Source organism: Streptomyces sp. NPDC047315 (genome assembly GCF_040643215.1).
GTDB lineage: Bacteria > Actinomycetota > Actinomycetes > Streptomycetales > Streptomycetaceae > Streptomyces.
This window is the reverse complement of record NZ_JBEYTZ010000032.1, coordinates 75,437-97,814: the sequence shown is the minus strand read 5'-3', so window position 1 is coordinate 97,814 and position 22,378 is coordinate 75,437. Positions and strand designations below refer to the sequence as shown.

At 72.3% G+C, this 22,378-nt stretch carries 21 protein-coding genes; 9 read left to right on the top strand and 12 right to left on the bottom strand.

The window, feature by feature from the left end:
- The coding region (locus ABZ842_RS30600; protein WP_361543920.1) for an alpha-isopropylmalate synthase regulatory domain-containing protein at positions 1-645 on the top strand (645 nt) is incomplete at its 5' end.
- Here ABZ842_RS30600 and ABZ842_RS30595 read toward each other — a convergent pair.
- The gene (locus ABZ842_RS30595; RefSeq protein WP_361543917.1) at positions 632-1,582 is read right to left on the bottom strand and encodes an SRPBCC family protein; all 951 of its coding nucleotides are present in this window, start codon (positions 1,580-1,582) and stop codon (positions 632-634) included. The two genes, ABZ842_RS30600 and ABZ842_RS30595, sit on opposite strands and share 14 nt — an antisense overlap.
- A gap of 151 nt (positions 1,583-1,733) precedes the next feature.
- Between ABZ842_RS30595 and ABZ842_RS30590 the strand changes: the two genes are divergently transcribed.
- Positions 1,734-2,198, top strand: coding sequence for a nuclear transport factor 2 family protein (locus ABZ842_RS30590; RefSeq protein WP_361543914.1), 465 nt, complete (start codon positions 1,734-1,736; stop codon positions 2,196-2,198).
- Between the two features lie 43 nt (positions 2,199-2,241).
- Here ABZ842_RS30590 and ABZ842_RS30585 read toward each other — a convergent pair whose 3' ends face one another.
- On the bottom strand, positions 2,242-3,063 hold the full coding sequence (locus ABZ842_RS30585; protein ID WP_361543911.1) for an AfsR/SARP family transcriptional regulator: 822 nt from the start codon (positions 3,061-3,063) through the stop codon (positions 2,242-2,244).
- A gap of 423 nt (positions 3,064-3,486) precedes the next feature.
- On the opposite strand from ABZ842_RS30585, the gene ABZ842_RS30580 reads away from it, so the two are divergent.
- Entirely contained in the window at positions 3,487-3,624 is a 138-nt protein-coding gene (locus ABZ842_RS30580; RefSeq protein ID WP_361543908.1) for a hypothetical protein, read from the top strand.
- The gene (locus ABZ842_RS30575) at positions 3,621-4,571 is read left to right on the top strand and encodes an AfsR/SARP family transcriptional regulator (RefSeq protein WP_361543905.1); all 951 of its coding nucleotides are present in this window, start codon (positions 3,621-3,623) and stop codon (positions 4,569-4,571) included. Before ABZ842_RS30580 ends, ABZ842_RS30575 begins: the two co-directional genes overlap by 4 nt.
- A 208-nt stretch (positions 4,572-4,779) precedes the next feature.
- Here ABZ842_RS30575 and ABZ842_RS30570 read toward each other — a convergent pair whose 3' ends face one another.
- Positions 4,780-5,625 carry an AfsR/SARP family transcriptional regulator gene (locus ABZ842_RS30570; protein ID WP_361543902.1) on the bottom strand — a complete coding sequence of 282 codons (846 nt, stop codon included), beginning with the start codon at positions 5,623-5,625 and terminating at the stop codon, positions 4,780-4,782.
- A gap of 846 nt (positions 5,626-6,471) precedes the next feature.
- Here ABZ842_RS30570 and ABZ842_RS30565 point away from each other — a divergent pair.
- On the top strand, positions 6,472-7,095 hold the full coding sequence (locus ABZ842_RS30565; protein WP_361543899.1) for a ScbR family autoregulator-binding transcription factor: 624 nt from the start codon (positions 6,472-6,474) through the stop codon (positions 7,093-7,095).
- Between the two features lie 215 nt (positions 7,096-7,310).
- Complete coding sequence (locus tag ABZ842_RS30560; protein WP_361543896.1) at positions 7,311-8,294, top strand: ScbA/BarX family gamma-butyrolactone biosynthesis protein; 984 nt, start codon at positions 7,311-7,313, stop codon at positions 8,292-8,294.
- A 50-nt stretch (positions 8,295-8,344) separates the two neighbouring features.
- On the opposite strand, the gene ABZ842_RS30555 is transcribed toward ABZ842_RS30560, so the two are convergent.
- Positions 8,345-9,193 (bottom strand): NAD(P)H-binding protein, encoded by an 849-nt coding sequence (locus ABZ842_RS30555; RefSeq protein WP_361543893.1) that lies wholly within the window; start codon positions 9,191-9,193, stop codon positions 8,345-8,347.
- Positions 9,194-9,367: 174 nt separating this feature from the next.
- Here ABZ842_RS30555 and ABZ842_RS30550 point away from each other — a divergent pair, with 174 nt between their 5' ends.
- A complete protein-coding gene (locus ABZ842_RS30550; RefSeq protein WP_361543890.1) occupies positions 9,368-10,039 on the top strand; it encodes a ScbR family autoregulator-binding transcription factor in 672 nt (223 codons plus the stop codon).
- A gap of 59 nt (positions 10,040-10,098) precedes the next feature.
- Here ABZ842_RS30550 and ABZ842_RS30545 read toward each other — a convergent pair whose 3' ends face one another.
- A complete protein-coding gene (locus tag ABZ842_RS30545) occupies positions 10,099-11,598 on the bottom strand; it encodes an FAD-dependent monooxygenase (RefSeq protein WP_361543888.1) in 1,500 nt (499 codons plus the stop codon).
- Positions 11,599-11,938: 340 nt separating this feature from the next.
- Between ABZ842_RS30545 and ABZ842_RS30540 the strand changes: the two genes are divergently transcribed.
- Positions 11,939-12,910: a ScbA/BarX family gamma-butyrolactone biosynthesis protein gene (locus tag ABZ842_RS30540; RefSeq protein ID WP_361543885.1), complete on the top strand. Its 972-nt coding sequence runs from the start codon at positions 11,939-11,941 to the stop codon at positions 12,908-12,910.
- A 9-nt stretch (positions 12,911-12,919) separates the two neighbouring features.
- On the opposite strand, the gene ABZ842_RS30535 is transcribed toward ABZ842_RS30540, so the two are convergent.
- Entirely contained in the window at positions 12,920-15,070 is a 2,151-nt protein-coding gene (locus ABZ842_RS30535) for a DEAD/DEAH box helicase (RefSeq protein ID WP_361543882.1), read from the bottom strand.
- A gap of 563 nt (positions 15,071-15,633) precedes the next feature.
- Between ABZ842_RS30535 and ABZ842_RS30530 the strand changes: the two genes are divergently transcribed.
- Entirely contained in the window at positions 15,634-16,254 is a 621-nt protein-coding gene (locus ABZ842_RS30530; RefSeq protein WP_361543879.1) for a hypothetical protein, read from the top strand.
- Between the two features lie 199 nt (positions 16,255-16,453).
- On the opposite strand, the gene ABZ842_RS30525 is transcribed toward ABZ842_RS30530, so the two are convergent.
- The 6 genes from ABZ842_RS30525 to ABZ842_RS30500 all read right to left on the bottom strand — a co-directional run bounded on the left by ABZ842_RS30525 (position 16,454) and on the right by ABZ842_RS30500 (position 22,324).
- Positions 16,454-17,071 (bottom strand): hypothetical protein, encoded by a 618-nt coding sequence (locus tag ABZ842_RS30525; RefSeq protein WP_361543876.1) that lies wholly within the window; start codon positions 17,069-17,071, stop codon positions 16,454-16,456.
- A gap of 82 nt (positions 17,072-17,153) precedes the next feature.
- Positions 17,154-17,855 (bottom strand): ribonuclease HII, encoded by a 702-nt coding sequence (locus tag ABZ842_RS30520; RefSeq protein WP_361543873.1) that lies wholly within the window; start codon positions 17,853-17,855, stop codon positions 17,154-17,156.
- A gap of 271 nt (positions 17,856-18,126) precedes the next feature.
- A complete protein-coding gene (locus ABZ842_RS30515; protein ID WP_361543938.1) occupies positions 18,127-19,647 on the bottom strand; it encodes a DUF4173 domain-containing protein in 1,521 nt (506 codons plus the stop codon).
- A 375-nt stretch (positions 19,648-20,022) separates the two neighbouring features.
- The gene (locus ABZ842_RS30510) at positions 20,023-20,931 is read right to left on the bottom strand and encodes an ADP-ribosylglycohydrolase family protein (protein WP_361543870.1); all 909 of its coding nucleotides are present in this window, start codon (positions 20,929-20,931) and stop codon (positions 20,023-20,025) included.
- Positions 20,932-20,968: 37 nt separating this feature from the next.
- Positions 20,969-21,628, bottom strand: coding sequence for a histidine phosphatase family protein (locus ABZ842_RS30505; protein ID WP_361543867.1), 660 nt, complete (start codon positions 21,626-21,628; stop codon positions 20,969-20,971).
- 90 nt (positions 21,629-21,718) lie between these two features.
- The gene (locus tag ABZ842_RS30500) at positions 21,719-22,324 is read right to left on the bottom strand and encodes a YdbC family protein (RefSeq protein WP_361543864.1); all 606 of its coding nucleotides are present in this window, start codon (positions 22,322-22,324) and stop codon (positions 21,719-21,721) included.
- Positions 22,325-22,378 lie beyond the last annotated feature (54 nt).

Sequence of the window (22,378 nt, the reverse complement as noted above, 5' to 3'; positions counted from 1 at the left end):
GCCTCCATCGAACTCAAGGGCCGAGAACTCGGCATCGACCTCGGCAACGACCGCGAACTCGTCGGCCGAGTCGTGGCACGAGTGAAGGAACACGAACTCAAGGGCTACACCTACGAAGCCGCCGACGCCTCCTTCGAACTACTACTGCGCGAGGAGACCGGCGCAGCGCCGCGCCACTTCTTCCGCACCGAGTCCTGGCGGACCATCGCCGAGGACCTCAAGGACGGGACCCACGCCAACGGCGCCACGGTCAAACTGTGGGTGAGCGGCGAACGCATCATCTCCACCGCCGAAGGCAAGGGTCCGGTGAACGCGCTCGACAACGCCCTGCGCGAGGCGCTGCAGCGGTTCCATCCGACGGTGGCCGAGCTGGAGCTCGTCGACTACAAGGTCCGCATCCTGGAGGGCCGGCACGGCACGGGTTCCGCGACCCGGGTGCTGATCACCACGTCGGACGGCACGGTCGAGTGGTCCACGGTCGGCGTCGGCGACAACGTCGTCGCAGCGTCCTGGCAGGCCCTGGAGGACGCGTACACCTACGGCCTGCTGCGCGCAGAGATGGCAGCGGCCGAGGTGACGGGCGGTGTGACGAGCGGTGTGACGGGCCAGCTCGTCGAGTTGACGGCCGCGGTCACAGCAGGGTGACCGCGGACTCCGCGTGGACCCCGGCTTCCTCCAGCAGGGCCCGGGAACGTCGGGCCAGCCCTGCGCGGAGCAGGTTGCGGACCCGGACGAGATCGGGGCCCGGGCCCTGCCGCACGGCGGGTTCCGGGTGCTGACGTACGGCGGTCCCGCGCAGCAACACGCGGTGACGGGCGCGCAACGTCGCCCCGCGTTCGTCCGGCAGCAGCGCCCACTCCCCCGTGTGCCCGGCGACCTCGACGGTCCCGGCGACCAGGGGCGCCGCCGTCTGCTTGTGCACGAAGCGGCCCGCGTGCGGGAAGCACAGCCGTACGGACCGGGTCGAGGGCGCCGCCCCGGGCGCGTCGGGCCGCACCGTCTCCACCCGTACGCCGGGCACGGGTTCGGTGACGTCGGTCGCGACGGGCGGCGGTGCCGTTGCCGGCAGCTCGGCCGTGCCGTACAGGAAGGCGAGCGCCAGTTCGGCCGGCCCCCTCACCCGTAACTCCTGGGCGAAGCCGAACGTCAGGTCGTTGCCCGCGTGCCGGTCCTCGGCCAGGCGCCCGAACTCGGCGAGCCACCGCACGAAGTGAGGGGGTCCCGGGCGGCACGGCCCTTCGTGACGCAACGTCAGTACGCAGCCGCCGTCGCCGGCCCGCTCGACCACGGTCCACGAGCCGCCGAACGCGCCTTGGGAGCTCGGTCCCGTACAGCGGAAGACGACTCGTCGGCGTCGGGGCTCGTAGGTGCGCCGCGACATCCAGGAGGCGACGTCGCACCCGTCGGCCGCCCACAGCAGCAGTCGCTCGCCGCAGGCGCCCGGCAGCGGCTCGACGTGGACCACGTGCGGCAGGAGCAGCGGCCACCGTGCGGCGTTCGCGACGAGCCCGTACACGGTGTCGGCGGGTGCCGCCACCGCCACGGAGTGCTCCCGGTAGCCCGGTTGCTCGACGACGCTCATCACGCGCTCCTCCGTCCTTCGACCGTGCACCCCTTTTTCTCCACGCTCGCGCGGCCCGCTTGAGGAAGGTTCGAACGCGACTCGACCCGGACCTTCCACACTGCTGCCGGCGAACCCTTGGCAGAGACCGTCGACACAGGAGGACCGCCGTATGAGCACCGTGGCCCACGCCCGTCCCGGGGTTGTCGAGCAGCGCATCCGGTGCGGCGAGCTGTATGTGCAGGCGGAGGAGTTCTACGTGCGCCAGCTGGAGCTGCGCGTGGCCGGTGACGTCGAGGGCTGGACGCGGACGTTCACTCCGGACGCCGTGCTGGAGTCCGCGGCCCCCGGCGAACCGGCGCGGGGGCACGCCGCGCTGGCCGCACTGGCGTGCGGCGCGTCCCCCCGGGCCGGCGCGGACGCACCGGCGCCGCGGTATTCGATCGGCAAGCTGGAGGTGCACCCGCGGGACGACGGTGCGCTACGGACCTGGTGTAGCACGATCGTGCGCCTCGCCCCGGCCGGCGGCGGGCCCGCGGGGCTGCACGTGTGCGTGGTGGAGGACGTACTCGTACGGTCCTTGGCCGGCACCTGGCGGACGGGGCACCGGCGCGTGGTCCGCGACGTCGTGCTGTGACGGTGCCGGGGGTCGGCTGCCGGGTACGGGCCGTGTGCGGCACTCAGGCCGCGTACAGGTCGAACGTCGAGGTGCGCCGCGCCCCAAAAGCGCGGTCGAGTGCCGGATCGACGGTGAGGATCGCCTGGTGGAGGCGGCGCAGCTGGGGCGACGGCTCCACGCCCAGCTCCTCCACCAGCCGGCCGCGCAGCCGGTGGAAGACGTCCAGCGCGGCGGCCTGTCGACCCGCCCGGTACAGGGCCACCATCGCCTGCGAGTGCAGTCCTTCGTGCCGTGGGTGGCGAGCCGTCAGGTCGGTGAGTTCGGCGAGCAGTTCACTGTGACGGCCCAGCCTCAGCTCGGCGTCGATGCGCCGCTCCACGGTCACCAGCCGGCTCTCCTGGAGCCGCATGACCTCGATGGAGAGCACGGGCCCGGTGCGCACGTCGACCAGCGGCGGGCCCTGCCACATGCCGAGTGCCTGGCGCAGCAGCGCCGCGGTGCCCTCGTCGTCGCCGCGCTCGAAAGCCTCCTGCCCGGCCGCCACCAGCCGCTCGTACCGGCTGACGTCGACCCGGTCCGCGGGGATCTGGAGCACGTAACCGCCGTGCCGGGTGGCGATGACCTCCTTGACGGCCACGGGGGCGCCCGGCCCCATCGCGGTCCCCAGGTTCCGACGCAGGGTGAGCACGTACGTCTGGAGCGTCGTCATCGCGCTCCGGGGGATCTCGGTCCCCCACAGCTCCTCGATGAGCGTGGGCACGGGCACGATGCGACCCGGCTGGAGCGCGAACAGGGCGAGGATCTGCCGGGGCTTGCTCGCGGTGGGAACGATCGACACCGCGTCGACCTCGGCGCTCAGCGGTCCCAGAAGCTGGATCTCCACGGTTTCCTCCCTTTCCTGGTCGGGTTGTTCGCCCGGCCCGTCGACGACCCCGATGGTGTGGGGTCCCGCGGGGGCTCTGCGGTCGGGCACGTCGTCCGGTGTCAGCACGCTAGCCCGCCATGAGGTCCCGGCGCCGTTCTCTGGACCGGTGTTCAAGCGGACCTCCACGCACCGTGGCGCGGTCGGCGGGTGTGCTGGAGAGGGGGTGGAGGAGCGCTGGACCGGGACTCGCGGCGGGCCCCGGCGCGCCCGCGCGGCGGTTACCGTCGAAGGCTCGGGGACCTGCGCCGACCGGCGCTCCGATCGCCCGTGCACTCCGGTCGCCCGGGGCTGGGAGCCCGTGGGCGCCGTCCGCCGGTCCCCGATGCCAGGTCCCTGCCCCTGATCCCGGTTGCCGAACCGGAGCGCGCCGACGGAGACACCATGGAACTGCGCATGTTCGCGTTCCACCACGTGGGTGGTTCGCATCTGACGTACCGCGAGTGGCCCGACCCGTCCCCGGCCGATCGGCGCGCACGCGTCGCCGACGCGCCCGGTCGAAGTGCGCAGGTGCCGCGATGAGGGTCCTCGACCGCGCACCCGCGGCCCCGCCCGCCACCACGGTGGAGTTCCGTCTGCTGGGCCCGGTCGGCCTCCACGACCTGCGCACCGGGCGGTTCGTCACGCCCGCGGGCGCCAAACAGCGCGCCCTGCTGTGCGCGTTGGTCTGCCGGGCGGGCGAACCGCTCGGCGTGGACGTCCTCGTGGAGGAGCTGTGGGGCGAGGAGCCCCCGGCCAACGCCGTCAACGCGCTCCAGGCCCATGCGACCAGGCTGCGCCGGCTGCTGCCGCCGTCCCCCACCCGGCTCGGTTGGATCCGTGCGCTGCCCACCGGGTACCTGTTCGCCCTGGACGGGGTGGGCACGGACGCCGCCCGCTTCGAACGGCTGTCCGCCCAGGGGCGCTCCGTGCTGCCCGTCGACCCGGGCCGGGCCGTGGAGTTGCTGCGGCTCGGGCTCTCCCTGTGGCAGGGGCCGGCGCTCCGGGACAGCGGACAGGGCTCGATCGGCCGGGCCGAGGCGGACCGGCTGGAGGAGCAGCGGCTCACCGCCCTGGAAGCACTGCACGAGGCGGGGCTCGCCTGCGGTCGCCACGGCGAGATCACGGGCGAGTTGGAGCGGCTGACCGAGGACCACCCCGTGCGCGAACGCTTCTACGACCTCCTGATGGTCGCCCTGTACCGCTCGGGCCGACAGGCCGAGGCCCTCGGTACGTACGAGAGGGCCCGCCGCCATCTGGTCGGCACGCTGGGAATCGAGCCGGGCCCGGCTCTGCGCAGCCGGATGGAGGCGGTCTTGAGGCATTCCCCGGAGCTGGCCTGGCCCCCGTCCTCGCCGCTGTCCGTACCGGCGGACGTGAGCGCCGAACTCCTCCTCCTGCGGCAGCGCGTCGACGAGCTGAGCCGGTCGCACCGCGCGCTCGCGGCGCGGCTGGCGAACACGGCGGGAGCCGTGGACGACGAGCGGTGACGACACGAACGAGCGCAGGTGGGTGAGGGAGGACCACAGGGGCGAGGAGGGCCAGGAGAGGCAGGGGCGCTGGGAGTCGGGCAACGCAGAAGGGCGCGCAGCACACGGCTCCCGGATCGGTTCCGGTCCTCCGTGTCCTGCGCGCTCTCTCCACCGCCGCTCGACCCCGCCCGCACCGCACCTTCGCGGGTGCGCCGCGGGCAGGGGCTCAGCCGGTCCTGACCATCCGGTCGGCGGTGGTCGGGGCCGGCGCCTGGGCGGGGGCGTCGAGCGCCACTTCCGGGCCGGTCATGAGGATCGAGCGCTGGAGCCGACGCAGTCCGGCCGAGGGCTCCAGACCTAAGTCCCGCACCAAGGACTGCCGCAGCCGCTGATAGACGTCCAGGGCCTCGCCGCGCCGCCCTGAGCGGTGCAGCGCGAGCATGAGCTGGCCGTGCAGGTTCTCGTGGGTGCGGTAACGGCTGGCCAGTACGGTCAGCTCGCCCAGCACCTCACGGTGCCGGCCCAGTCGCAGGTCCGCCTCGATGCGCTGGTGGACCGCGCACAGCCGGCTCTCCTCCAGCCGGCGGACCTCCATCGCCAGCTGTGGTCCTGCCTGGATGCCGGCGAGCGCGCTGCCGTTCCACAGGGCCAGCGCCTCGCCGAGCGCGCGGCTCGCGCCGCGGAAGTCCTCGGCGTCCAGCGCGCGGTAGCCCATGCCGGCCAACCGGTCGAACTCGCGCACGTCGCTGGTGCCCGGGGACGCCTTGAGCAGGTAGCCGCCGGGGGCGGTGACGACGACGTCCTTGGCGGTACGCGTTTCGGTGCCGTCCGCCACGGACTTCAGGGCCGCGGTGATCAGCTCGCGCAACTGGAGGATGTAGGTCTGCAAGGTGGTGCGGGCGCTGCGCGGGGGGCTGTCCTCCCACAACTCCTCTATCAACAGGTCCACGGGGACGACCTGGTCGGCGTGGAGCGCCAGCAACGCCAACACCTGACGCGGCTTGCGGGCGGACGGTGTGACGGGGATGCCGTGTTCCCTGACGGCCAATGCACCCAGTACTTCGATGTCCACGCCGTATCCCCCTGTTCCAAGTTCATGCTTGTCACGGATCACCGGGTCGTCCGAGGTCTGCGGCCTGAGCCTTTCTCGGTACTGATTCGATTAAAAAACAGGCGCACCGGTCTGTCAATACAAAACCGCGGCACCCGTTTTTTTCTTGGCAAGAGTTCACTTTGAGACATCACACACGACGACCCAGGGCACAGCCATGAGCTGCACCTTCCCACCTCAACCACCCTGACCGAAGCGTGAGTTCGACAGGCCGTCGCTCCACGCCAGAACGCCAACAGCGCAGGCCAAACCAGCACTACCCGTGCCATGGAGGCCCAGCCCCATCCCTCCAACGAGGGCAAAACAAACCGGCCATACGTTAGATGGGGGCGCGCAGACCGGCTGGTACGGTCACGCCCTCAACGGGTTTTAACGCGTTCTTGACGGGCAGGGGGAGATCGACGAGACCCACAGCCGCACCCCGGGGGATCAGGTACGACTGCGGGAGTCGGGAGCACAACTACGCTGAGCTGTGGTGACGTTGCCGCTCGAACCCCTCGGGCCACCCTGGCCCCGAGCGCCACCGCCCCCGTTCCACCAGCGGACAGGGCACTGCGGCAGGGAGGCTTCGGCATGAATCGACGGCTTACCAGGAGCCAAACATACCGGGAAGCGGGCTTCAAGCCTGTCGAGACCGAGGTCGACGGAGACTCAAGGCCGGTTCAAGGCAGTCGCGTGACGCGAACGGTCACCAAAAAGGCAGCAAATCCTGCTGGACCGAGCCTGCGCAAGCACCCACCGAGCAATCAAGAATACCGTCATCCTGGTATCCTCTCGGGTCAGAAGCTGCCCGAGGAGCCGCCACCCATGAAGCAAGAGCGCGCCGTGCGCACCCGTCAGTCGCTGATCCGCGCCGCGGCCGAGGCGTTCGAGCGGCACGGGTACGTCCAGGCGAAGCTCTCGGAGATCAGCGCGAGCGCAGGAGTCACCCCCGGGGCCCTCCACTTCCACTTCCCGACCAAGGCCGCCGTGGCGTCCACGGTCGAGGCCACTGCGGCCACGGCCCTGCGCAGGGCGGCGACCGAAGCACAAGAGCCCGGGATGAACGCGCTCCAGCGGCTCACCAGCATCACGTACGCCCTGGGCAGGCGGATGCGTGAGGACGTCGTGGCGCGCGCCGGCTACCAGCTCAACTGCCGGTCGCCGCACGGCGCCGGCCTCGACCTGTGCCAGGAATGGCAGTCCTGCGTCGAGCGACTGGTCGCCGAGGCCGCCGAGGAGGGCCTGCTGGCCGATGGGGTGACCGAGGAGGACATGGTCGCCACAGTCGTCGGGGCGACCACCGGATTCGAGTCCCTGGCCCGCACCGAGCCCGACTGGCTCTCACCGGCCACGCTCACCCGGTTCTGGCGCCTCATCATGCCCCGACTGGCCGCCTCGGAAGCAGCCCACTGCGCCAATGCGGGCCCCGCACCCTCACGGCTCACCTAAGCCCTTCTTGGTACGTCTCGCCGGGCTCACCCGCCCCGGCACCTCCCCCCGCAACTCCACAGGGGCACCCCCGTCCTGTAGCCGCACACGGGGGTGCCCCCACTTTCCGTGGCGCATCTTGCCCCCTTCCAAGGCTGGAAACAAAACCGGTGCGCAGGTATGTTCATTGGGGGGCGCAGCACAGCGCTTCGCTTCACAACATGGGGGAGATCGCTATGCAGACCACTGCTTCGACGAGCACCCTGCACCGCCAGTGGGTTCGTCAACCGGCCCGCCACCTGCGGCCGACCGACCCTGGGCAGCAACAGCCGCTCCGCCTCACCACCACGGTGCCGAAGGAGTTCGTCCACCGGGCCGCGCTCGCCGAGGTGCTGCTGAGCGACTGGGACAGGCGAGGTCCGCTGCACTTCGCGGTCACGGCGCAGTGGCCCCGCCACCACAGCTTTTTCTCGCTGACGCCCGCCACTCACTACGATCCACTGCTTGCCGCAGAAACAATCCGGCAGTCGGTTACGCTTCTGTCACACGCTGAGCTAGGCGTCCCGCTCGGGTACCAGTTCCTACTGAGCGAGCTGTCGGTTTCGGTGCAGCCGCAACACCTGCGCATCGGTGCGACACCCGCCGGCATTGACGTCGACGTGACCTTCCCCGAGCTGCGCGAGCGCCGCGGTACGCCCACCGGAGGGCGTTTCGAAGCCGTGCTCCGCAGCGGCCGACGGGTCGTCGCCACCGGCAGCGGCACGTACACCTGCATGAATCCCACGGTCTACCGTCGCGTCCGCGGCGAACTCAGCGGCACGGTGGTCCCGCTGACCGCCCCCGTACCGCCGCAGAGCGTGGGGCGGATGTCGCCGATGGACGTCGTCCTGTCTCCGATCGGCGAGCCGGACCGCTGGACGCTGCGCGTCGACACCCAGCATCCGATCCTCTTCGACCACCCCGTCGACCACGTGCCGGGCATGCTCCTGATCGAGGCGGCGCGCCAGGCCGCGATCTCCCTCCTGGGCCCCTCCTTCCAACTGCCGCTCGCGATCGAGTCGGCGTTCGTGCGCTACGTCGAACTCGACGCGCCCTGCGTCATCGAAGCCCGGCGCGTCGACTCCGCCCACGGCGGGACCGCGATGCAGATCCGTGGCCTCCAAGGCGGCGCGGAGGCGTTCCTTGCGACGGTCACCGCCGACCCGGCGCCCCTCGTCTGAGGCCCGTACACCGCGAAGTCCCGGCGGCGTCACCGCCCGGCGCCCCGGGGTCACGCGGCGCGAAAGCGCGCCGCGTGGTCCACGGCCCAGGTGCGAAACGGCGTCGCCGGCCGGCCGGTCAGCCGTTCCACCATGGGCTCGACCCCGACCTTCGCCCCGGCCAGCTGGCGCCCCGCGCTCTGCAGCAGCGCCTCGGCCACCTCGGGCGGGTGCCGTCGCAGCAGGGCAGAGCGGGCCTGTTCGGCGGTGAGCTCGACGAACTCCAGGCGCCGCCCGACGGCGCGTCCGATCAGCTCCGTCTGCTGGACGGCGCTGATCGCCTCAGGTCCGGTCAGAGTGTAGGACCGTCCCTCGTGCCCGTTCTCGGTGAGTGCCAGGACCGCGACGGCGGCAACGTCCCGGGGGTCCACACCGGCATTGGCGGAAATTCCGTGCAGAGCTCGCACCACCCCCTCGGCGCGGACGCCGTCAGCCCAGGCCAGGGTGTTGGTCATAAAGGAACGCGGCCTGAGGAGAGTCCAGCGCAGCGAGGACGCCCGTACCTCCTGCTCGCTCCTGCGCTGCCAGCGGGTGACGGCGTCCGTCGCGCCGGCGTCGAGCACCGCGGCCGAGGAGACCTTCACCACCTGCCCGACCCCGGCCCGCCGTGCGGCCCGCAGGAACGCGGCGTCGTCCGTACCGCCCACCCGGTTCGTCACCAACAGGGCCCTGCGCACTCCGCGCAGGGCCGCCGCCAGTGACGGCTCGTCGCCGTAGTCGCCCTGCACCACCTCGACTCCCCGCCGCCGGGGTGCGACCTTGGACGGGTCACGGGTCAGCACCCTCGCCTCCACCGTCACCGGAAGCCCGTCGAGGACCAGGCGCCCCACCACCCCCGTCGCTCCGGTGACCAGGATCATCGCCCCTCCTTCACCTTCACAACTCGGGTCACTCGGGTGTCCGTTCCTTCGGAAGTGATGAAACTTCCTGATCGACGCCTGCGTTGTTCGCTCCGACGTCCAGGTAAGATACGAACCTGACGGTTTTCTTATCTGAGCCTCCAGCGGGTTCATCGAGTGGAGAGAGGCAGTCCCGTGGCGAAACAAGACCGGGCGATCCGAACCCGTCAGACGATCCTCGCCGCGGCGGCCAAGGTCTTCGAGGAGCACGGCTACCAGGCCGCCACGATCACGGACGTCCTCAACGAGGCCGGCGTGACCAAGGGAGCCCTCTACTTCCACTTCCAGTCCAAGGACGACCTCGCCCAGGCGGTCCTCGCCGAGCAGGACCAGATGCTGGTCGCCCCGACCCGGCCCTGCAAGGTCCAAGAGGTCGTGGACACCACGATGCTGCAGGCGTACCGACTGCAAACCGACCCGATGGTACGGGCAGGGGTACGGCTCACCCTCGACCAGCAGGCGATCGACCTCGACCGCAGCGGCCCGTTCCTGCGCTGGACCGAGGTCATCACCGGTCTGCTGGAGGAGGCGCAGCGTCAGGGAGAGCTGCTGCCGCACGTCGTCCTGCGGGAGACGGCCGAAATGATCGTCGGCGCCTTCGCCGGCGTCCAGAGCATGTCGCAGGCGATCAGCGACTACCAGGACATCGGGCGTCGCGTGGCGATCCTGCTGCGCCACGTCCTGCCCAACATCGTCCTGCCCTCCGTGCTCGTCTCGGTGGACCTGTCCGCCACCCGGGGGGACACGGTGTACGCCGAGGCCGTGGAACTCCGCGACGCCGGGGTCCCGGCCGGCTCCGTCGCCTGACCCCCGAGCGCCGCGACCGACCGCTGCGCGAGCGGGCGTCCCGCGCCACGGCCGGTCGCTCACCCCGCCTTCCGGTACGTGCGGGCGGGCGAGATCCAGGCGGACAGCGCGCGGCGGGTGCCGGCGCCCGTCTCCGAGGCCCACGCGACGTAACCGTCGGGCCGCACCAGCACCGCGCCCCTCGGTAGCCCGGCCACCGGCTCGGCCCGTACGACCCGCACGTAGCGGTGCCACGTCTCGGGCAGTTCGACGTCGTCCGCCCGCCCCGCCCCGGCGAAGAGCAGCAAGAGCATCCGGCCGTCCCGCAGCAGTCGGATCACGTCGGAGCGTCCCGCGCCCGTCACCAGCCCGGTGTTGTACAGGAACCGCCCTTCCCATCGGGAAGGGCGGGGCGACCGCGCGGGAACCACCGTGTCCTGGGCGCTGATCATGCGGCCGATACGGACGAGGTCCCCGCCGTACACCCCCGCGGGGAGCTCGTCCAGGGAGTCCGGTGCCCGGTCGGGCCGCATCAGGGCCACTTGGGCGCGCACGTTGTCGATGACCCGCGCGGCGGCGGGCCGGCGCTCTTCGTCGTAGGTGTCGAGCAGGTCGACGGCCGCTGCGCCGCACACGGCGTTGGCCAGTTTCCACCCCAGGTTGAGCGCGTCGAGCAGGCCCGTGCTCAGCCCCTGCCCTCCGATGGGGAAGTGCACGTGCGCGGCGTCCCCGGCGAGCAGCACGCGTCCGGACCGATAGGAGCGGACGAGGCGCGAGAAGTCGCTGAAGCGGGTCAGCCAGCGCGGTTCGGCCATGTCGACGCGGCGCCCCAGGATGCGTTCCACCTCCCGGCGCAGCTCCGCGAGCTCCGGTGCGCGGGTGCGGTCGGGGTGCGCCCCCGAGCAGTCCACGGTCCGCACGTGCGTCCAACCGTCGGGCATGTCCTTGATGCACACCCAGCCGCGCGGCGTGCGGTGCCAGCCAGGCCGCGGCGCCCCGGGTCCGCCCAGCCGGACGATGCCCATCATCGCGGAGACCGTCGCGGGGTGCGTGGTGGACGGTACGCCTGCCAAGTCCCGCACGGCGCTGCGGGCGCCGTCGGCTGCCACCACGTACCGCGCCCGCACGTCGATCCGCCCCCGTGGGCCGTCGGCGGTCAGCAGCACGCCCTCCCGCTCGATGCGCAGGTCCACCATCCGGTGTTCACGCACGACGGTGGCGCCCGCCTCGCGCGCCCGCCGTTCGAAGTCCCGCTCGAACTGCTCCTGGGGGCGCTTGAGGACCGGCTGCGGCTCACCGGCCGGCGCCGTGATGAGGAGCCCGTGGACCCCGGCGAAGTGGAAGGGGCTCGACACCTCGCCGCCGGATCGGGGGCACGGTGGAGCGGGCAGGTATCCCGCGCGTGCGAGCGACTGCACCGTACGGGCGTGCAGCGTCGTGGCCTTGGGGCGCGGGCAGACGCCGGGCCGCTCTTCCAGCAGCAGCGTCCGTACGCCGCGCCGTGCCACTTCGGCCGCGAGGAGCAGCCCCACCGGCCCTCCTCCGACGATCGCCACTGCCGTGTGAACCGGGCCTGTCATCGACTCGACTCCTTCACTCCCACCCCGGCGAGCATGGGCCAGCGCATTACGGACAGTCACACTGATTGGGCGAAGAATATACCGGACGACTGGTTCTTTAGGAGGGGTCGCCTCTGAGGCTGTCGGGGAATGTCAAGCGCTTCACTCCATAGTGGAGGCCCGAAAAACCGGACCAGAGCGCTCCATCTGCGCTGGATGGCGTACGGCGAGACGAACCAATCGAGCACGGTGTCTACCCGAGGTCCAAACACTTCCATCACATCGGGGTTGTTAACAAAACCGGTTCGTCCGTATCTTATGCCCAAGGTGCCCATGTGGTCGGACGTCGATGGAGATGTCGATGAACTTTGCGGCAAGCACAGTGGAAGGCCCGAAACGCAACCTGATCGAGGGGAGCCCGCCCGACACCAGTCGTTCCGCCTCCCTGACCACCACCGTTCCCAGGGAGTACGTGCACCGGGCGTCCATGTCCGAAGTCCTTCTGACCGACTGCCGGCGGGTCTCCGACGGCCGATACGCCCTCACCGGCCAGTGGCCGCGGGCGCACGCCTTCTTCACCAGCGCCGACGGCGGTTCCCATGACCCGCTCCAGGCTGCTGAGACGATCCGTCAGGCTGCGCTCTTCATCGCCCACACGGAGCTCGGCGTACCTCTCGACCACCGCTTCGTCCCGTGGGACTTCGCCTTCGGCGTCCACCACGAATCCCTCGTCATCGGGGCCTCGCCGAGCAACCTGGACCTGGACGTCGAGTGCGTCGACGTGCTCCGCGCCCAGGACGGAACGGTGGAGATCGTGCTGGACGTCGTCATCCGCCGGGCCGAAGCGCCCCTGGCGACGGGACACTTGAGGTTCACCTGCGCCCCGCCCCTGAACACCCCGGACCGGTCGTGCGCCGCGGTGGCCGACGGTCACCACTCCTGCCTACGGAGCCGGGCAGCACCGCCCGGCGACGGGGCCCCGTACCGCAGCGTCGTCCTGGGCCCGGCCGGACGCCCGGGAACTTGGCAACTTGAGCCCGACCCCGCGCACCCGGTGCTCTTCGACGGCGACGGCGACGACATCCCCCACCTCGTCGCCCTGGAAGCGGCTCGTCAGGCGTCCGCAGCCCTGCTCACCGCCGACCACGCCCTCCACGTGACCGACGTCAGCGGTGCGTTCGTCCGCCAGCCCGACGCCGAGCGCGCCTGTTGGATCGACGCGGCCCCGCAGCCCGTCCAGAGCGCCGACGCCCTGAGCGTGCTGGTCACGGCCCGGCAGGGCGGCCACCCCGTATGGGTGTCCCAGGTCCGCGGCCGGGTCCTGCCGCGCTGAAGGCGGACCTCACGCCGTCGCTGCGAGCACCAGCGGAAGGACCCGTTCACCGCCCGCCCGGCGGAGGAGGCGGGCGGCGACCGCGAGGGTCCACCCCGATTCCGTGTAGTCGTCCACGAGCAGCACCGGGCCCGGTGCGCCGGCCAGGGCCGTCGCCAGGTCGTCGGGGACGGCGAACGCCGCGGACAGGCCCTTGAGGCGCTTCGCCGAGTTGCTGCGGCGGGCCGCGTGCGCGCCGTCGGCGCCGGTGTACGCCAGAGTGCCCAGGAAGGGGAGACGACCGACGTCCGCGACGCCCCGGGCGAGCGAGTCGACGAGGAGGGGGCGGGTCAAGGACGGCACGGCGACGACCCCCACAGGCCGCGCGGTGGCGTCGGACGCCCAGCCTCCCGGCGAGCGCGCCCAGTCGGCGAGCACGGCCACCGCGGCGCGCAGGACGTCGTCGGGCACGGGTCCGTCGGGCGCGTCCGCCGCCAGCAGCGGGCGCAGTCGATTGCCCCAGCCGATGTCCGAGAGCCGGCCGAGCGCGCGGCCGGTGGCGCACTGCTCGCCGGCCGGGATGCGCCCCTTGAGTTCGACGCCGATGGAGGGCATGCCGGTCGGCCACATCCGGCGCGGCTCCACCTCCACGCCGGGGCGGTCCAGTTCCTTCGCGGCTCCCGTGAGGGCCTCGGTGGAGACCGTGGAGCCGATCCAGACGCCGGCGCAGGAGTCGCACCGGCCGCACGGGCGCGCCCCCTCGTCGTCCAACTGCCGGCGCAGGAACTCCATCCGGCACCCCGACGTGCTCACGTACTCGCGCATCGCCCGCTGCTCGGCCGCCCGCTGGCGGGCCACCCAGGCGTACCGCTCGGTGTCGTACGACCAGGGCTGCCCCGTGCTCTCCCAGCCGCCCTTCACCCGTCGTACGGCACCCTCCACGTCGAGCACCTTGAGCATGGTCTCCAGCCTGGTGCGCCGCAGGTCGACCGCTGCTTCCAGGGCCGGCACCGACAACGGCCGGCCGGCCTCCGCGAGGGCGGTCAGGGTCTGGCGGACCTGCGCCTCGGGCGGGAAGGCGGTGTCGGCGAAGTAGCGCCAGATCGCCTCGTCCTCCTTGCCCGGCAGCAGCAGCACGTCGGCGTGCGCCACCCCGCGGCCCGCCCGCCCCACCTGCTGGTAGTAGGCGATCGGGGAGGACGGCGAGCCGAGGTGCACCACGAACCCGAGGTCGGGCTTGTCGAAGCCCATCCCCAGCGCCGAGGTCGCCACCAGCGCCTTGACCCGGTTCCCCAGGAGGTCGGACTCGGCCTGCAGGCGGTCCGCGTTCTCCGTACGGCCCGTGTACGAGGAGACCTCGAAGCCGCACTGCCGCAGGAAGGCGGTGGTCTCCTCGGCCGCGGCCACCGTCAGCGTGTAGATGATCCCGGAGCCCGCCAGCTCGCCCAGGTGCTCGGCGAGCCAGGCCAGGCGGTGCGCCGCGTCCGGGAGCTCGACCACGCCGAGCCGCAGGCTCTCCCGCTCCAGCGGGCCGCGCAGCACCAGGGCCTCTCCGGCGCCGGTGCCCAACTGCTCGGCCACGTCGGCGGTCACCCGGGCGTTGGCGGTCGCCGTGGTGGCGAGCACGGGCACGCCGGCGGCGAGCTCGGCGAGCAGCGCCCGCAGCCGTCGGTAGTCGGGGCGGAAGTCGTGCCCCCAGTCGGAGATGCAGTGCGCCTCGTCGACCACCAGCAGACCCGTCGTGGCCGCGAGCCGCGGCAGCACGTTCTCGCGGAAGTCCACCGAGTTCAGCCGCTCGGGGCTGACGAGCAGGACGTCCGTCTCGCCGCGCTCGACCTCGTCGTAGATCGTCTCCCACTCCTCCGGGTTGGCCGAGTTGATGGTGCGCGCCGCGATCCCGGCCCGCGCCGCCGACTCGACCTGGTTGCGCATCAGCGCCAGCAGCGGCGAGACGATCACGGTCGGGCCCGCGCCGCGGCGCCGCAGCAGGGCGGTGGCGACGAAGTACACCGCCGACTTGCCCCATCCGGTGCGCTGCACCACCAGGGCGCGCCGCCGCTCCTGCACCAGGGCCGCCACCGCCTGCCACTGGTCTTCGCGCAGCCGCGCCGCACCTCCCGGGTCGCCGACGAGCTCGGCGAGGATGGCGTCGGCTTCGGTGCGGAGCTCCAGATCGTCCATGCCCCCATGCAACCGGAGGGCGACCCCCATCGGCCAGCTCACTCAGCGTGACGGCCCCCGGCGGCGTACAGCCCTTCGCGCCGGCTGAGTGCGTGTCGCCAGAGTCCCGCAGACCAATGACGGGGGAAGCGAAACAGGGGCGCTGGGGGTCCCCCCATGCCCTCAGGGCATAGGGGGCGGAACTGCGCGAACAACCGCAGACGGGCCGCAGACGCAACGACACAGCGCGCCGCACGGCGAAACCGCGCTGCTGGACGGGCCCGCGGGACCCCTACCGCAGCAGGGTGTTTCCGCTGGTCCCCAGGTTCACGAGCGGACTGCGTGGGCACGGTAGTGAGCAGAGGGAAGCCTGGGCGTGGGGATATCACCGGCATACCAGCCTATTCCTGCCAGTGCGTTCGAATTGCTCGTTGCCGCATGCGGACGAGCCAGGAAGAATTGGAAGCGCTCCCCGCACGGTCCACGGCCCCCTCGTGGTCCGATAGGGCCGTGCCGCGGTGCGTCCTCACTCCGTCCCCATCCCACCCTGCCCGCTCTGTGGGCGCGTATGCGAAGGGAGGAACGTGACCTTCGGATTCGCTTCGTCCGCAGCCACTTCGATGACCAACTCCGCCAACCGCCTCGCCAGGATGCTCGAACCCTCCGAGTGGGCGGCGGCCGGGATTCCGCTGCTGCGCAATCCGCGCGAGGTGGTGAGCGGGCTGCACGCCCGGCACAGACCCACGCCGACGACGGCCGTGGTGGCCGTGCTCGATCCGGAGGAACGTCTCGCCGCCAGCGCGTCCTTCGCCCGTCGCTCCGCCCCCGTGGACGGCTGGGAGTTCCGTAACGCGCTGTTGGCCCACCTCCGCCGGGTGATCCCGCACGATCTGCGCCGCCGTACGCCGGTGCGCACGGCCGTGCTGCTGTACTGCCGCGAGGGTGACGAGCGGTGGACCGAGGAGGACGGCGCCTGGATGTGGGGGCTACGGGACGCCTGCACGCTGCACGGGCTGCGCTGCGGTGCGTACATCACCCTCACCCGCGGCGGCTGGCAGGTCTTCGGCGAGGGGCGGGGCGGGCGTCGGCCCAGCTCCACCTCGGCGCCGGGCGACCTCGCCAGCTCGCTGGCGGGGGAGCCGCTGGAGCTGCGCACCGCCAGCGGGGCGCCGGAGGCGCTCAGGCGCACGGCGGCTCGCCGCTGAGGATCCGCCGCGGGCGGACGTGAGGGCGGCGTACGACGCCGCCCTCCCGACGCCGCCAGCACCGCCCCGGACGCCGTGGCGACGGCCGGGGCGCGCCGCGGCGGGGACCGTGACCACACGGTCCCCGTACCGGCTCGCACGACTCCGGCCGCCTCGCGACGACTCGGGCCGTCGTACGACGTCGAAGGCCCTCAGGCCCTCAGACGCCCGCGCCGAGCGCGGCATTGATCCGCTGGGGGTCACCGCACACGATCAGCAGGGCGCCGGCCTTCGCCAGGGCGGCGGGCAGCACGCCGGCCGCGTGGTCGTCGTCGCCGCCGTTGACGGCCACGACGATCACGGGCCGGGTCGCGGCCCGCCCGATCCCGTCGGCGGACACGTAGAAGACGTCGTCCCCCGCGTCGTGCTGGGACCAGTAGCCGGCTTCGCCGAACGACAGCTCGTGCGCCGCCCACGGGTGCTGCTCCCCCGTGGTCAGCACCAGGACGTCGCCGGGCGCCCGACCGGAGTCGAGCAACAGGTCGACGGCCTCGTCGGCCGCGTCGAGCGCACCGCCCTCGGGGGCCGGAATCAGCTGGACCTGCGGCTGGGAACGATTCTTCTCCGGGGCAGCAGGTGACGGCTGCTGCCCGGCGGGGGCGTGCGCGCGCTTGGGCGGCGCGGGACGGACCGGAGCGGGGTTCCCCGGGCGCGGGGACGCCGTGGAACGCGGACCGGGTACGGGACGAGGGGTCGGCGCGGTGCGGCCGGCGGCCGGAGTGGCGCGGGGACCCTGGGCACTCTCGTGAATCTGAGGCTCCTCGGGAAGGAGAGGCATGGGTGGATGTCTATCAAATGCCGGTTCGAACGGCATCAGCGGGTGGGCACGTGTGTGCGACTTCCTTGTCGGCGGTGCCAGTTCAGAAATCGAAGCCGAGCTGGCCCCCGCTCTCCCGTTCGGACGTTTCCGGCGCGACCCGGACCTTCTTCAGGTGCCGCCACTGCGGCAGCGCGTCCAGATAGGCCCAGGAGAGCCGGTGGTACGGCGTGGGCCCCCGCTCGGCGAGGGCGGCCTTGTGCACCGGTGAGGGGTACCCGGCGTTGGCGGCGAACGCGAACTCGGCGAACTGCTCGGGGAGCTCGGCCATCATCGCGTCCCGGTGCACCTTGGCGATCACCGAGGCCGCGGCGACGGCCACGCACGACTGGTCGCCCTTGATGACCGTACGGACCTGCCAGGGCGCGCCCAGGTAGTCGTGCTTGCCGTCGAGGATGACGGCGTCCGGGCGCTGCGGCAGGGCCTCCAGCGCGCGGCACGCGGCGAGCCGCAGCGCGGCCGTCATGCCCAGTTCGTCGATCTCCTGCGGGGAGGCGTGGCCGAGCGCGTGCGCCGTGACCCACCGCTCCAACTCGACGGCGAGCTCCTCCCGGCGCTTGGGGGTCAGGAGCTTGGAATCGGTGAGTCCGGCCGGTGGCCTGCGCAGTCCCGTGACGGCGGCGCACACGGTGACGGGGCCGGCCCACGCGCCGCGCCCGACCTCGTCGACCCCGGCGACGAGCCTTGCGCCTGTGGTGGCCCGGATGGAGCGCTCGACTCTGTGGGTGGGTGGTTCGTACGGCATGGCGCCAGCAAGGGTACGCCGCGCGCCCCCACCGGGGACAACCGGATTCCGATCACGGTTGCGCACCGGCCGATTTCGAGCCGGCGCCGGACCGTCCCCGGCCGGTCGCACGAGCCCCGACGTCCGCCGCTGCACCATTCGCTCCCGCACAGGATCAGCGTACGCGGAGGCGTTCGGAACTGCCGATGGCCTTTTGTGACAGCCGAGTTCGTTCCGTCACACACCTCCTTGCGCACTCGATGCTTGATCGCGATCGTGAATGGATGAAGCCCTACGGTAGGAGCTGGTCCAGGACCGGCCGGGGGCCGCCGCCGTCGAAGTGGGCGGCCCCGCTGAGCGGGTACACCAGCCCAGCGCAGTTCGCCGGCGGTTGGACGGGGCGCTGCGCCAGGATCTCCCGCGCGCGGGACTCGCCCCAACTCGTGGCGTACCACGGCTTCCCGGCGTCCTCCTTGAGGTCCTCGGCGATGCCCTCCAGCGCGCAGGAGCGCAGGGGCTCGGCCAGCCGGTCGAGGGCGGGCACCGCGTCCGCCGACAGCCCCTGGAGGTACTCCACGTCCAGCTTCCCGGTCCGCTGGTAGCGGTCCGCGTTCCGCTCGGCGACGAGGGCGTCGGGGGACGCCAGCCCGAAGGCGAGGACGCCGGCCACTGCGCTCGCCGCGACCGTACGGGGCAGCCACGCCGCCCCGTAGACGCCCGCCGCCGTGATCAGCACGATCACCAGCCCGAGCCACAGTTCCATCGCCGCCACCGTCAGCCTCAGCTGCGTCAGCCCGTACGCGTCGACGTACAGGTCCATCCTGCGCAGCGCGGACGCCACCACGACCAGGGTGAGCAAGCACAGCGCGCCGAGCACGGAGCGCACCAGGAGGCGGTCGCGGTCGTCGGCCCGCGGTGCCCAGCGCAGGGCGAGCGCGATGACGCCCAGGGTGAGCAGGGTGGCCAGCACCAGTTGCCAAAAGCCCTGGCGGGCGTATTGGGCGTGGGTGAGTCCGGTCTCCGCCAGCACCTTGTCGTAGCCGCCGAAGAGGACGGCCAACTGGACGGCGTTGAAGGCGGCGAAGAGCAGGTCGAGGACGATCAGCGGGAGTGCCCACTCCCAGCGGGCCCGGGGGCGCCCGCGCCGTACGGCCAGCCGGTCCCAGTGCGTGGGCGCGGCGGCGACGTGCGCCGCGGCGAGCGCGCCGGCGACGCCGACGAGGAAGAGCAGGAAGCGCCAGGGCCCCTCCTCGACCGGGACTTCGGGGACCAGGCCGCCGAGCAGGTCGGCGAAGGCGGCGTCGGCGGCGGAGAAGAGCGCGCCGAAGACGACGAGGAGGAGGACGGCGACGCCCAGGGAGCGTGCCGCCGGCCCCCAGCGGCCCTGCGAGGCCGTCATCCGTCGCCGCAGCCCTTCTATGCCCCAGACCGGGCCGGTGACGATGGAGCCCAGCAGTCCCACGGCCCCCAGGAACACCCCGTGCCACGAGCGCCCGCCGTGGAGGGCCAGCGATCCGGCCGTCAGGGCGGCGACGACGGCCAGGAAGGCCGGCCAGCCTGCGTCCCGGACCGCGGGTACGAGCAGCAGCGCGAGCCCGCCCGCCGCCCACACGCACGTCCAGGGGCGGAGGCGGCGGCCGGCCCGGCGGGCGGCGGCGTACGCGCCGAGGGTGGCGACGGCGGCGACGAGCAGGATGTTCGTGCCCAGCCCCGGGCCCAGCAGCAGGGCGCTGAGCACGCCGGTGCCGAGCGCGGCCCCCAGGGTGGCGGTGGTGGCGGGCTGCGGTCGCGCCGCGCCCTTCGACGCCGGCAGCGGGCCCTCGGTGGCGGCGCGGGTACGCAACGCGGGGACGGCCGGTCCTTGGGGCGTGCCGCCGTCCGGCTCGGGCGCGGACGGTTGCGGCGACGTGACAGGTGTATCGGGCACTGATCCCCTCCCCGGCGGATCACGCGGGCAGGGCGCGCTGCACGACGGCGATCCGGAGCGTTGTGTGGGCCCGCCCTGCGATCACTGCGGTGATCGACCGGCGCGGGGCCCCGACACGGTAGCCGCGGGTCGAGTGATCACGGCCGACGGCGACCTGGCTGGTTCACGACCGTGACAGTTTCCGAACATTTGCACGCCTGACCGACGGCCGGAAGACGGCGGACGGCGGACGGCGGATGCGCGGGGGTCTAGCGTGGGGGCCTAGCGCGGGGTCGCCGGCAGCCAGGCGGGCAGTTCTTCCGTGCGCTCCAGCCAGTGCGCGCCGGGGCGGCCGGCCCGGCCCGCGGCCACCACCCCGCACACGATGGAGCAGGTCGTGTCCACGTCCCCGCCCACCTGCGCCGTCGTCCAGAACGCCCGCTCGAAGTCGTCGAGGGAGCGCGCGGCCGACCAGAGCGCGAAGGGCACGGTGTCATGGGCACTGGTGCGGCGCCCACGGCCGAGGACCGCGGCGACGGTGCCGGCGTCGCCGTAGTCGAGCATGTCGCGCGCCCGGCGCAGACCGGCCCCGACCGCGCTGCGGGGCACCAGGGCGATCACTCCGTCCAGCAGCTCCTCGGGGCTCGGCGGCCCCGAGGGCGCGGCGGCGAGAGCCGCAGCCGCCGCCACCGCCATCGCCCCCACGACGGCCTCGCGGTGCTGGTGGGTGGTGTACGAGGAGATCTCGGCCTGGTGGGTGGCCTGCTCGGGGTCGTCCGCGTACCAGGCGCCGAGCGGGGCGATGCGCATGGCGGAACCGTTGCCCCAGGAGCCCTGGCCGTTGAAGAGGGCGGCGGCGAGTTCACGCCAGTCCCCGCCCTCCCTGATGAGCCGGAGCATGCGGTTGACGGCGGGGCCGTAGCCGCGGTCGAAGTCGTGGTGGTCGGCGAAGGAGCGCGCCAGCGCGTCCTGGTCCACCCGGCCGTGGTCCGCCAGCACGGCCAGGACGGAGCAGGCCATCTCGGTGTCGTCCGTCCACTGCCACGTGCCGGCCGGCAGGGCGCGCTGCTTGAGGAGCGGATAGTGGGAGGGCACGAAGAACTGTGAGCCCAGGGCGTCCCCCACGGACAGTCCGCGCAGGCTGGCCAGCGCTCGTTGGAACCGTTGGTCGGGGGTGGGGTCAGCGCTCATCGTCCTGCCACTCTATCCGGGTGTGCGGTGACGCCGGCTACCCGGTGACGCCGTACGGCTCGGGCGTCCGCCAACGCGCGAAGGGCCGGTCCAGGGTGTAGCGGCCGTCGTCACCCAGCTCCAGTATCCGCGTCTCGCCGTTGCCCGGGTTGGACAGCGACTCGAACTCGGCCACGGTCCAGTGGAACCACCGCATGCAGAAGAGCCGCATGGTCAGTCCGTGGGTGACCAGGAGCACGTTCGGCGGGTGGTCGGGCGACTCGAAGCTGCGGTGCAGGCTCTCCAGGAAGGCGCCGACGCGGTCGTACACGTCCGCCCCCGACTCCCCCTGGGCGAAGCGGTAGAAGAAGTGCCCGTAGGCGTCGCGGTACGCCTTCTGGAGGCGTACGTCGTCGCGGTCCTGCCAGTTCCCCCAGTCCTGCTCCCGCAGCCTGGGCTCCTCGCGCACCCGTGCCTGCCCCGGGGCGAAGTCGAAGGCGCGGAAGGTCTCGTGGGTGCGTCGATAAGGCGACACGTAGACGCTCACGCGCTCCTGTCCGAACAGCTCCCGCAGCCGTCCGCCGGTCTCCTCGGCCTGGGCGAGCCCGGTGCGGGTGAGCCTGAGCGCGTGGTCGGGCTCCCGCTCGTACACGGTGTCGTCGACGTTCCCCTCCGACTCGCCGTGCCGGACGAGGACGATGCGTCGTGGTCGTGCCATGACTCGACATTAGGCCCTGGGCGCGTTTCGGCCACCAAGAGGTCACGCCGTCGCACGGTCACGCCGACGCACGGTGACGCGGTCGCGCGGTCACACCGTCCAGGACGGTTCGAGTTGTACGACGTCGCCGGCGAGGGCTGCCACGTCGGCCTCCGTCTGGGCGCGCAGCAACAGCCGCTCCACGCGCTCACTGCGGTACTTCCCGCGCTCAGCCTCGGACTGCCACATCGACATGACGAGGAACTCGTTCCCCGGCGCCTCGCCGAACAGGCCGCGCACCATGCCGGGGGATCCGGCCATCGCCGGGTTCCACACCTTCTCCTGCATCTGGGCGTAGTGCTCGACCCGCTCCTCGCGGACCTTGCAGTGGGCGACCCGGACCACGTCCGCGTCGGTGAACCGCGGCTCGAAGCCGGTCTTCACGTCGAACCGGTGGTCGAAGAGCTTGACCTGCACGTCCCGGAACGTTCCTGCCTGCCCGGACGCCAGTCGGTCGTGCGAACGGGCCATGAAGGAGTCGTAGAAGGACCGGCTCTCCCAGAAGGCGAAGACGTGCGCTACGTGCGGGAGCCCTCTGCTCCACCCGCCGCCCTGCCCCCGGAATCCCGGCTCTCCCAGTAGCCCCGCCCATTTCCGCTGCCCCCGCTCGAACCCATGTCGGTCGACCACGGTGCAACGAATCCACTTGACCAGCACCGCGCCATCGTACGGCGCGGTGCTGCGGCCCGGGTCTCCCTCGTCCGGGTCGAC